Genomic DNA, 11,817 nt, shown 5'->3' on the forward strand with positions numbered 1-11,817 from the left:
GACACCGATTATTTCAATCGCGCAGCGGAATCCAGTAAACGGACAACTCTAAAAATACCCCCAAATACTTATCACACAAAACAAATTTTGCTTCCAATCTGTTCATCCACTACCTTAATGATAATATCCACTGCAAAGCGGACGAAAACCGTCATCGCACCTTCGATTTGCATGCCGAAGACGCGCAATCCCACTTACATCGCAACCAGATTGAACGAGTCGTTAATTTCCAACTTGAAAATCCGTTTTCGGAGGATCCGCCATGCGCGTATTGACCAGCTATCCGGGCGTCTACATTAACGAATACGCAACACCGACCTTCACTATTCGAGCAAACAACACTACCGTTCCAATTATTGGGTTGACGGACTGGCCAACCGGTCCAGCGCAAAAAATTAATAGCTTCCCCGATTTTATATCGCATGCCGACATCAGCGACCTAGACCGCTACGACATGAGGGCTTATTTCGAGTGCGGCGGCGCGCCTTGCTATGTGGTTTCTAAAAACAACTTCTTAAGCGAGGCACCAAAATATAACGACATTAACTTGCTAGTCACTGGTCGGAATAACACATTGAGCAGCGATATCGCGGCACTCTGCGAGCCTGGCGCGGGCCTGTTCGCGATTCTCGAGCAAGCCCCAAATGAAATTACTGACGGCAACGCAACAAACAGCCTACCGGAAACCCCTTTTGCAGCCGTGTATTATCCGTGGTTGTTAGCGCCATGGACAAACGATTGGATCCCGTCATCAATCGTAATGGCGGCTTTATACTGCGTCTCGGATCGCACACGCGGCGTATGGAAGGCGCCAGCAAATATTGCTCTGCCAGCCGGATATCAGCCCCTTTATTCCGTCACAGACGATCTTCAAGGTCAATACAACTCCGGTAAAGCGCTCAACATGATTCGCAAAATCGGCGATCGCGGCGTGCTCGTCTGGGGCGCACGAACGCTGGAAGACAGCGACGACTGGCGCTACATCTCCGTAAGACGCCTGTTCAACAGCGCCGAGCGCGATATTCAAACCGCCCTGCAGACGATGGTTTTCGAGCCGAACAATCAGCCCACCTGGGAAAAGGTGCGCTCTGCAATCAATAACTATCTGTACAGCCTATGGCGACAAGGCGCGCTGACGGGGGCGACCCAACAGGAGGCCTATTTTGTCAACATAGGCAAAGGTATCACCATGACTGACGACGACATCGCGCAAGGCAAAATGATCGTCGACGTCGGCATGGCAGTGACGCGCCCGGCGGAATTTATCATTTTGCAATTCACTCAAAACGTCGTTCCAGCCTGACGGTGCGCTCAGCTACGGCAAATCCGAAAGTGGCCCGCGCCAAAACACCTATCCAACCGCCACGCACATACTCGCGGCATGTCGCGTTTCAGCACCCTCAAAATGCTCGCGCGCCACAATCAGCCTATCAGCGCTGCCGCCCCTCCTCCGGTCGCATCCTCTGCTGCCCTCCAGCAGTAACCGTCATTCGCAGCCCAAGCCCCACCCGCACAGGTACAATGGCTTGATTTTGCACGGGTCCCTGCAATTCGATTGCAGGCACGCAACACTGCACGCCCCTGAGCGCGTCGCGTCATGTTTGCGCCTTGCGGCGCGGGCATTCTCGCGCTTGGGTGTGATTGTCCGGTGCTCCGGACTGTCCCGCTGACCGCTGCCCCGCAACCGCGCGCCGCGCACAAGAGACTGACGAGCCATGCCACGTTTTGCCCATATCTTCGAAGCCGCCGCCGATACACTGAACGCCTATTACCAGGCCGTCGCCGAGGTGAATATCGACAGCTTGATGGGCCTGTGGATCGATGAGGAGTTCGTTAGCTGCATCTGCGCCGACGGCTCCCACCTGCACGGCCTCGACAGCATTCGCGCCGGCTTGCAAATCCAGCTCGAAGCCACGCGCGTTTCGATTGAACCGCTCGATATTCGCGTCTACGACAGCCTCGGCACCGTCGTCTACGCCATTGCCGAAGCGCACCGCCCGCACGATCCGAAGGCAACGCCCGCAATGGTGTTCACCACTTACGTGATGGTCCACGAGCGCGGCGAGTGGAAGATTGCACATATTCACGCGAGTCCGATGCCGAATGAGGCCGCCAGTCAGTTCGCCACGAAGATGCGGCATGGCCAGGGGTCGCTGCACTAACGCCTGACGGGCGCGTTTCGTCTGTTCGGCCTGTTAGGCCTGTTTCACCTGGTTTACTTTTTTGCTTCGACGGCTGGCATGAGTACGCACCGCAGGAAGTCCCCCGCCCCGCAGGAAGTCCCCTCGGGGGATTGGGGGACGACGCACGACAAATCCGCTTCTACCGGCGCAACACGCGCCGCGGCCGCTGTCGAGGCCACCGTCGATCTGCTCTACCGCGCGCCACTCTGGCTGCCGAACCGGCATGCGCAGACCATTGTCCCGTCGCTGTTTGCGCGCCGTCCGGCCATCACATTCCGGCGCGAACGCTGGGATACGCCGGATGGCGATTTCATCGATCTCGATTGGGTGGTGCATGACGGCAAACCTGCCTCCGCACTCGCATCTGCCACGCCCGCCAGAATTCCCGCCGACGACGCGCCGCTATTCGTCCTGTTTCACGGCCTCGAAGGCAGTTCCACGTCGCACTATGCCGCCACGTTGATGGCGGCCGCGCGCGAGTACGGCTGGCACGGCGTCGTGCCGCACTTTCGCAGTTGCAGCGGACCGCTGAATCTGTTGCCGCGTTTCTATCATCTCGCCGACAGCAACGAAGTCGACTGGATCCTGCGGCGCTTGCGCGCCACGCATCGCGGGCCGATCGTGGCGGCCGGCGTGTCGCTCGGCGGCAATGTGCTGCTGCGCTGGCTCGGCGAGCGGCGCGAAGATGCGTCGGCAGTGCTTTCGGCGGCCGCGGCGATTTCGACGCCGATCGACGTGCATGCTGGCGGCCGTGCGTTGTCGCAGGGCTTCGGCATGGTCTACACGCGCAGTTTCCTGAAGACGCTGAAGCAGAAGGCCGAGCAGAAGCTGGCGCAGTTTCCGGGGCTGTTCGACCGCGACGCGATGCTGTCGAGCCGGACGATGTACGACTTCGACAACGTGGTGACAGCGCCGCTGCACGGTTTTCGCGATACTGACGACTACTGGAGCCGCGCGACCACGCGGCCGTTGCTGCATGGAATTGCCGTGCCGACCTTGGTGCTGAACGCGCGCAACGACCCGTTCTTGCCGGCCGAAGCGTTACCGGCGCAGCATGAGGTGTCGGCAGCGGTAGAACTCGATCAACCCCGGCACGGCGGCCACGCCGGCTTTATGACCGGACCCTTCCCGGGCCGCATCGACTGGTTGTCGCGGCGTGTGCTCGGTTATCTGGAGCGGTACGTCGATCATGGATGACATCGTCAAGCAGGCTTTGGCCAAATGGCCGAACGTGCCAAGTTGCACGGGATGGTTGATGCTGGACCGGCGCGGCAACTGGCGCATGCGGGATGAAGCCGCTCAGGCCAGCGGTGCGCCCGGTACGCCGATTCGGCATGAGGCGTTGCTCGGATTTATCAATCGGAATTACGACGCCGATGACCGCGGGCAGTGGTTTTTCCAGAACGGCCCGCAGCGCGTGTATATCGAGTTGGGTTATACGCCGTGGGTGGTGAGGTTGTCAGCCGATGCTGCTGGGCTACTTTCTTTGACTGACCAGGCCGGTGGGGCTTTCGAGCCCTCGGCTGTGTTTGTCGACGATGAAGGTGGGATTGTGTTTGTCGATGGCTCAGCGCCGCCGAGAGTCGCAGTTTTGCACGATCACGACCTCGAGGTTTTTTCTGACCACGCCGCGTTGGGCGATGACTCGATGAGCGGGGCGTTTCGCTGGAACAATGGGGTTGTGTTGCCTTTGCAGGGCGTGCAGCGACATGAGGTCGCCGCGCGGTTCGGATTTGTGGAGAGTCCGGCGGCTGCCAGTGCTTAGGTCTTTTGCCTACTGACCGCCGGATCTTTTGCACAGGCCATGTTCTGGTCAGATAGCGAAGGCCGGCAACCCCTAACTCTTCTCGTCAAGCCGTTCCTCTTTATAGCGGCTCTCCATTTCGTGTAACCGGGCATCGACGGTAGCGAGATCGTAGTAGCCGATCGCCTTCAGATCACGCGCTTCCTTCAATTGCCGGATGGCCGACGGCCAAGCCCCCTCGAGTGCGAATTTTTCGGCCAGCGCCCGATGCTGCGTCAACGCATCGCCACTGCCGGCGCTTGCCTGCGCGAGATACATCCACCAGGCATGCTGATCGGGTTGCGCACGCGTTTCCTTCAAAGCCAGAGCCTGCGCATCGGCAAATCGCTTCAAGGTGAGCAAGGTTTGGATATGCATGTCGATCGCAGCGTTCGACTGCGGCCAGCGCCTCTGCGCAAACTCGGCAAGACGAGCCGCCTCGTCAACACGCCCGGCGCGGCGCGCGATGTCGGCCGCCAGCACGTCCAGACTCGGCGAACTGCGCATGGGCTCACCTTCACCGCGTTCGCCGGCTGCAAACGCGGCACGCGACGAAGCCAGCGACGCCGCCGCATCGTCGTAACGCTCGAGCAGCATCTGCCCATACGCAATCCCGTACCAGTTCGCCGCGACGTTCACCGCGGTTCGGTCCTCGATTTCGGAGCGCAGGCGCGAAATCTCATCGGCGTATTCGCTGCGCGAGCGGTCCTGCAGCAAGCGCGCCCGTGCCCGCACAAAACCGTATTCGGACGTCTGATGCGGCTGCCGGTAAGGCGCGCGCCGCGCGCGGTCTTCCATGTCGGCAATCCGTTCGCCAGTCAAAGGGTGGGTACGCGCGTAGGCCGGTATGCCCGTGTCGCTCATTGCCGCGCGATCGAGGCGGCCGAAAAACGTCGTCATCGCGTAAGGGTCGTAGCCGGCGCCGGCCAGCAGCAGAAAGCCGACGCGATCCGCTTCGTGCTCGGCGGAGCGCGAGAAACGCAACTGGCTGTCGACCGCATAGGCCTGGCCGCCAATCGCAATCGCGCTGCCGAGGTCACCGCTGTGCGCGAGCACGCCCGCCAGAATGCCGAACAACAGGCCGGCGAGTGCGGCATAGGAGCTGCGTTCGCCGGTGGTGATCATCCGCGAAATGTGCCGCTGCAAGACGTGCCCCATCTCGTGGCCGAGCACGGAGGCGAGTTCGGACTCGGTTTGCGTCGTCACGATCAACCCGGTGTTCACGCCGATAAAACCGCCCGGCAGCGAGAAGGCGTTGATCTGCGTGTCGCGGACCGCGAACAGCTCGAAATCCGGACGATAGCCGCCGATGTATAGCGCGCTCGCCGCCGCGGCGAGTTTCGCGGCGACCGAGTTCAGGTAGTCGCGCACCAGCCAGTCGTCGAGATAATCGGGGTCGCGGCGCAACTCGCGCATCACGCGCTCACCGAGTTTGCGCTCGGCTTGTGGCGTCAGCGAGCCGGAGCCGCCGTTGCCGAGGTCGGGCAGTTGCTGCGTGACGATCGCGGCCCGCCAACTGTTTGTCCCGTTAGTGTTGCCGGAGAAGCGGCTCTGCGCGCCGCCATAGACGCCGAATACGCCTTGGGCGATGTCGGGCGGCACGATGGGGTCAGCGAAAGTTTCGGCCGGGCCGCTTTCCAACGGCGGTTCCGCGGACTGCATGTTGAGCGCGAGGCTCGGGGCTGCTTTTGTGTTTGTGCTTGATACGCCGTGCGATTGCGCGAACGCGCCCGGCGGCGCCGCGAGCGCGACAGACAACAACGCAGCAAGAAACCGTTTCGAACGCATCGCGAGGTCGATATGGCGAAGTCCAAAAGCGACGCCCGCCGCTCGGACTAAGATAGCGGGCATAGGGTAATTGTAATCAACCCGGCCCGTCCGACCACACTGCTATGATAGGCGCCCTCTGAAGGAGCCCGACCATGCCTGAACTCACTCATTTCGACGCCGCCGGCCAGGCGCATATGGTGGACGTCGGCAGCAAGCAGGAGACCAAGCGCATCGCCGTCGCGCGTGGCTCGATTCGCATGCTGCCGGAGACGTTCGCGCTGATCCGCGACGGCAACGCCAAGAAGGGCGATGTAATCGGCATCGCGCGCATCGCCGCGATTCAAGGTTCGAAGCGCACCGCCGATCTGATCCCGCTATGTCATCCGCTAGCGCTGACACGCGTGAAAGTGGATTTCGATCTCGATGAAACATTGCCCGGCGTGCATTGCACGGTGCAAGTGGAAACGCTGGGACGCACGGGCGTGGAGATGGAAGCGCTAACCGCCGTGCAAGTCGGACTGCTGACCGTGTACGACATGTGCAAGGCGGTGGATCGGGGGATGGCGATCACCGACGTGAAAGTGCTGGAGAAGCACGGCGGCAAGTCGGGGGATTGGGTGGCGGGTTAAATACTGTTTGCGTTCATTTCTGGTACCCACGACTCGTCGCTCAACTGGACGCATCCGAGCGCTCCCGTAGCCAATCCGGCAATCAAGTGGCTCACGAGCCGCTTCAAGGTTGCGAGACGCGTGCCGCACTCCCTGTCAGCGGCACGATCACACCTTTAGAACCTCGCTGATGTCTTCAATGGCGGTGAAAATGCTCATTACCGCGGCGTTACACCGCAATGGCAAATGTAGCGAATCTGCCAGTATTCTCTCCTGCTGCAATCTATTCCGCCTTGCTATTTGCGTTTCACGGCCGCGGAAAGACTAACTGCGAGGGCATCCATGTCTACTGTTACTACCTATCCTGGCGTTTATATCGAAGAAGACGCATCGTCGTCTGTTCCAGTCAAACCTGCCGCCACGGCTGTACCGATGATTGCAATGGACGGATGGACGAATACGGTAATGAGATTCAATAGCTACCTCGATTTTATTCAAGCTATTGGTGGCGAATTTAAAGATAAAGACGATAACGTTCGCTCGCTAAGAGCGTATTTCGAGAATGGCGGTGGACCGTGTTACGCAGTTAATCGCGCACAAATAGCAGACGCGGTACCTCAGTATGACGACATCACGCTAATTGTCGCGGCAGCGCGGGATATCACGTCCGCCGTAGCCGAGCTTTGCCAGCCAGGCTCAGGAATATTTGCAATCCTGGACGGCCCTGCTACAGAAATTACGGGTAGTGGCGCCGCCGACAACTACCCTGCCACGGCCCAGGCCGCAGTTTACTACCCGTGGCTAGGGGTAGACTGGTCGACCACTGCTATTGCTCCCAGCGCCGTGGCGGCGGGCCTTTATTGCCAATCGGACCGCACACGCGGCGTATGGAAAGCGCCCGCGAATATTTCGATCGCAAGCAATTACAAGCCTTTGTTTAAAGTCAGCGACGATTTACAGGGGCAATACAATCAGGGCAAAGCGATCAACATGATCCGTGATCTCGACGGACGGGGTCCTGTGATATGGGGCGCACGCACCCTGGAAGATAGTGACGACTGGCGCTATATCTCTGTACGGCGCCTGTTCAATAGCGCGGAGCGGGATATTAAAAGCGCAATGCAGCCGATGGTGTTCGAGCCCAATAACTCGCCGACTTGGGAGAAGGTGCGTAGCGCCGTCACCAATTATCTGCATAGCCTCTGGCGGCAGGGCGCGCTGCTCGGCGCAACCGGAAAAGATGCCTATTTCGTGGCGATCGGCGAAGGCACATCGATGACCGCTGATGACATCGCGCAAGGAAAAATGATTGTCAAAGTGGGCATGGCGGCGGTCCGCCCGGCTGAATTTATCATCTTGGAGTTTACTCAAAACGTCGCCGCCGGTTGACCCGGTGAGGCCTCTTTCCGGGCGCATCAATGCGCCCGGACAAGGCGTCGCCAGTCAATCCTCGTCGCTGTCATCGTCCTGGTTGACGTCGCCCGGAGGCATGCCGTAGCGCTTGACCAGTTCCGCCTTGAAACCGGCCAGCGTCTTCTGCTCGTCGCACAGCTCATACACATAGGCCAACTGCGACGGCCAGTCCTTCAACTCCTGAGCAAAGATCTTCAGGCGCTCGACGGTATCGAACGCCCCCGCCGTATCGCCGCTCAGTGCCTGCAGCACCGCGTACCGGCGCAGCACGGTTTCACCCGGCAGCAGCGCGATTGCCTGCTTGTGCATGGCGAGCTTGTGTTGCAGGTTCATCGAATTCATGGGCTCCAGCGTCGCGAGGCCGTATTCTCCCCATGCCTGGAAGAGGAACGACGGGTCCGCGCGATACTGCTCGGCAGGACGCGAGCCGTAATACAGCACCTCGGCGCGCGCGTAATCCTTGAACACCGGATACAGCGCGGCCAGCCCGCCGAACACGACCACCACGAACGCGCCGAACGACAGGCGGCCAGGCACGAGGCGCAGCGGCCGTGTCTCGAGCAACCCGAACACGAACATCGCCGGCAGCAGGAAGAACATATACTGCTGCGGATACTCGACCAGCGCGTGCATGACCAGCACGCCGATCAGCGCGACGCCGAACACGCGCGCGGCGCTCTGCGGCGCGCGGACCACGCGCACCAGCCACGTGATCAGGCCGAACAGCATGATCGCGAGACCGATCAAGCCGGTTTTCGCGAGCAGGTCGATGAAGATGTCGTGAGAATTATTGGCAATCTCGACGCCGCCCAGCGACTTCACATACTCGAACTGGTAGCTCGGAAACTCACCCCAGCCGACACCCAGCAGCGGATGCGTCTTGAACATCGTCCAACCGTATTTCCACAGCGCAAGGCGCGGCGCGATCTGGCCGGCGTCCTTGAAACGCTCAGCCGCCGACTGCCCAAGTTCCAGGTGGTAGTGCACATTGGCCCAGCGGATCAATGCGTTGACGACGAAGAACAGCACCGCCAAAGCGATCGGGATCAGCCATTCGCGATTGCTGCGGCGAAGGAGCGGCTGACTGCGCATCTGCGCAAAGGCCATCCAGAAACCCGCCACCACGATCACGCCCATCTGCAGCCAGGGGCCGCGCGACACGGTCAGTGCAAGCCCAATGGCGAAAATCGTCGACACGAGCAGCCAGATGCTGACGGCTAGGCGGCGGGTCTGCACGAGGAACAGCGCACCCGCCATCGCGAATGCTATATAGGTGGCGAGGTGGTTCGCCTGCGCCATATTGCCGAACGGCCGACGCTCGACGGTCACGTTATAGGCGACAACCAGCGGCGACACGCGCGTTTCGAGGTGAAACAGCTGGATCACCTGGCAGAACACTGCAAACAGGCCGCCGACGATCAACGCCCCGGCGGCCCAGCGCAGCGCAGTTTCGTTCAGCTTGGCGCGTGTGAAACCGTAGCCGGCATGCGTCGCCATGAGTGCAGCGAGCAGATAACCGCCGCCGAGCCAGTTCATCGACGGCTGCGAGACCGGCAGCAGCACCGACTGCGCCACCAGCACCAGCCCGAACAGCAACGGCACCAGCGCGACAACCGGCGACGCGAACGTCACGCGCGGCGTGGCCGTCCACACCAGCAGCACGACGCCCGCGCCCGTCAGCAGATACAGCGCGAGCGCCGTAAATTCAGCGTAGAAGGTCGGAATCGGATACGTGTGGTTGACGACTGCATAAGGCAGCACCAACGCGAGAGCCAACAGAATGAGAGACAGGTAGCGCGCAAATGGGGTGGGCATCGAGTAACCGGTGGGCGTCAGGTAGGGTAGCCCCCCTTCCTTGCGGAAGAGGGGCCCCCTAAGAACCGTACGTGCGAGTTTCCCCGCATACGGCTCAAGCCTACATATTTCTTTTACAAAGCCCCGTCAGTGCAACGACGGAGCCGGCTTAGTTACCACAAGTTTACCAACGTGTACCTGCCGGTGGCAGTCGGGGTGTAGCAAAACCCTGTTGGACAGAGCGTCGGTCCCGCCATGCATCCGATATTCCAGATGATGGTCGTGCCAACTTGTCTCGTTCGTCAGAGCCCAGCCACAGTGCGCACACAATCCGCCCTGTGACTTGTACAGCGCCACCCATTGCTTGCGATAGCGCATCGAGTACTCCATGCGATCCTGCCGCAATTGCTCGCTGTACTGCTCCCACATTGGATCAAAAGGATTGAATTCCCCTTTGACCTTCCTGTGGCGCCTGATGTCCGTACCGCTGATCTGGTACAACTCAAGCAAACCCTTGCTGCCGTCCTCTTGAACTACGGGAGCGGCGAACACCCAATGCCGATTGCCAATCGAGTGAAAATACTTCCGTCTCACCCACTCGGCGCTCTTCTGTGGATGCCTCCGCTTCGACCACCGCCAGAGTCGATAAAACACCAACGACTCCATACGGCTATACGCCTGCTTGGCAACTACGGGGCTGTGATATTGCGCCCACCCTCGTAGCATCGGATTCAGCAGTCGGATCAGCTCCTCCTGCTTTACCGCCTTGTGACCGCTGATCGTATCCGCCACCTTGCGGTAGAACGTCTGCACGTTCTTCCTGCTCGGCTTGATGAGTAGCGTCCCCGAGTACTTACGGAAATTCCACCCAAGGAAATCAAAGCCTTCGTCAATGCGGACGATCCGGGTTTTCTCCTCCGATAGTTGCAGTCCCCGTGTTTCAAGGAAGTCTTCTATCCAAGGCCGGACTTCCTGTTCCAGCACCTCTTTCGAGTCACCGGTGATAACGAAGTCGTCCGCGTATCGCACCACATTTACTTTCAGCTTCTTCGCTTTCCCGATCCCAAATTTCGCACCAAGGTGCGCAATCAGTTCACGTTCCAGCCCGTTCAGCGTCACGTTTGCCAGCGTCGGGGAAATGATGCCTCCCTGCGGCGTACCGGCCTCCGTCGCCTGTAGCTGCCCTTTGTAAATCAGGCCAGCCTTCAGCCATTTGCGGAGGATCACGATGTCCATCGGGACATGGTTTTCCAGCCACTTATGGTTGATGTGGTCAAAGCATCCCTTGATATCCGCCTCAAGTACCCATTGCGCTGAACTGCGACGGGCCATGACAACGAAAATTTGAGACATGGCATCAGCCGTCGAACGGTTGAGCCTGAACCCATAGGAGTTCGGGTCACTCGTCGACTCTGCTACCGGCTCCAAGCCCAGCAGATACAAGGCTTGCATCGCCCTGTCCCGCATGGTCGGAATGCCCAGAGGGCGCTCCTTCCCATTGGCTTTGGGGATAAAGACCCTCCGTAAAGGCAGAGGCTTATATCCATGCCGCTTCAACCTGCCGACAGCAAGCCATCGGCGTTCAGGCGAGTCCCATAGCTCGCGATCGACTCCAGCCGTTCGCGCACCCTGGTTCTGCGTAACACGTCGCACCGCATACAGCTTTGCGGACAACGTGCGGGTCAGCATCCGTTGCAAGGCTTTCACCCTGCGCCAGTTACCTTCCCGCGTCGCCTTCGCAATTCGAATCTGCATCCCTCTCACGTTCCGCTCAACTCGGCGCCAATCGATGGCGTGCCAATTGTCCGGCGCGTGGGAAAGCGCAGATCCGGTCTTTCGACCAGATACTTTCATGCTGCTCTCCTACCTTGGATTAGATCCCCGGCAGAAGGCGCATCTCCCCCAGCGGGGAAGACACACCCCGCTGGGGAACAACAGACACCTCAATATGAGCGCATGCACTCACATCTCGGACAAACTCCTCAATACGGGCGCATGCGCCCGCATCTAACCAAGTGACAGAGGGTAGTCAGCCGTCTTGCGACGGTAGACCAGACGGAAGTCTGCCCGCTTTCGCGTGGGATGATGTTCCAACCCCTATCCGGACCGTTACAGCCCGACCTTCGCTTTTTCCGTCCTCCCATACCTGCACAATCAACAGCGTTCCTTGCGGTTCGCTTGCCAGCCTGACTGCGCTGGCAACCATACAGGCTTACCACGTTCCCGGCATGTCACACGACTGACGTAGGTTCTGCCTCTTCCCCGG

General features: G+C 59.9%; 9 protein-coding genes. 6 read left to right on the forward strand and 3 right to left on the reverse strand.

Annotated features, from left to right (window positions below):
• The first annotated feature begins 262 nt into the window (after positions 1-262).
• From HHL24_RS09225 to HHL24_RS09240, 4 genes are all read left to right on the forward strand, one after another.
• Positions 263-1,303: a phage tail sheath family protein gene (locus HHL24_RS09225; RefSeq protein WP_169485209.1), complete on the forward strand. Its 1,041-nt coding sequence runs from the start codon at positions 263-265 to the stop codon at positions 1,301-1,303.
• A gap of 412 nt (positions 1,304-1,715) precedes the next feature.
• Positions 1,716-2,162, forward strand: a complete 447-nt coding sequence (locus HHL24_RS09230; protein WP_169485210.1) for a nuclear transport factor 2 family protein — start codon at positions 1,716-1,718, stop codon at positions 2,160-2,162.
• A gap of 78 nt (positions 2,163-2,240) precedes the next feature.
• A complete protein-coding gene (locus HHL24_RS09235; protein ID WP_169485211.1) occupies positions 2,241-3,380 on the forward strand; it encodes a YheT family hydrolase in 1,140 nt (379 codons plus the stop codon).
• Positions 3,373-3,948 carry a DUF2946 family protein gene (locus tag HHL24_RS09240; RefSeq protein ID WP_169485212.1) on the forward strand — a complete coding sequence of 192 codons (576 nt, stop codon included), beginning with the start codon at positions 3,373-3,375 and terminating at the stop codon, positions 3,946-3,948. The genes HHL24_RS09235 and HHL24_RS09240 overlap by 8 nt, the downstream gene beginning before the upstream one ends.
• Positions 3,949-4,020: 72 nt before the next feature.
• Here HHL24_RS09240 and HHL24_RS09245 read toward each other — a convergent pair whose 3' ends face one another.
• Positions 4,021-5,754 carry a M48 family metalloprotease gene (locus HHL24_RS09245; RefSeq protein ID WP_169485213.1) on the reverse strand — a complete coding sequence of 578 codons (1,734 nt, stop codon included), beginning with the start codon at positions 5,752-5,754 and terminating at the stop codon, positions 4,021-4,023.
• A gap of 134 nt (positions 5,755-5,888) precedes the next feature.
• Between HHL24_RS09245 and moaC the strand changes: the two genes are divergently transcribed.
• Entirely contained in the window at positions 5,889-6,365 is a 477-nt protein-coding gene (gene moaC / locus HHL24_RS09250) for a cyclic pyranopterin monophosphate synthase MoaC (protein WP_169485214.1), read from the forward strand.
• A gap of 321 nt (positions 6,366-6,686) precedes the next feature.
• Positions 6,687-7,733: a phage tail sheath family protein gene (locus HHL24_RS09255; RefSeq protein WP_169485215.1), complete on the forward strand. Its 1,047-nt coding sequence runs from the start codon at positions 6,687-6,689 to the stop codon at positions 7,731-7,733.
• Positions 7,734-7,787: 54 nt separating this feature from the next.
• On the opposite strand, the gene HHL24_RS09260 is transcribed toward HHL24_RS09255, so the two are convergent.
• Both HHL24_RS09260 and ltrA read right to left on the reverse strand, forming a co-directional pair.
• Entirely contained in the window at positions 7,788-9,572 is a 1,785-nt protein-coding gene (locus HHL24_RS09260; protein ID WP_169485216.1) for a PglL family O-oligosaccharyltransferase, read from the reverse strand.
• A gap of 126 nt (positions 9,573-9,698) precedes the next feature.
• Complete coding sequence (ltrA, locus tag HHL24_RS09265; protein WP_169485217.1) at positions 9,699-11,405, reverse strand: group II intron reverse transcriptase/maturase; 1,707 nt, start codon at positions 11,403-11,405, stop codon at positions 9,699-9,701.
• Positions 11,406-11,817: the final 412 nt, after the last annotated feature.

Source organism: Paraburkholderia polaris (assembly GCF_012927345.1).
Classification (GTDB): domain Bacteria; phylum Pseudomonadota; class Gammaproteobacteria; order Burkholderiales; family Burkholderiaceae; genus Paraburkholderia; species Paraburkholderia polaris.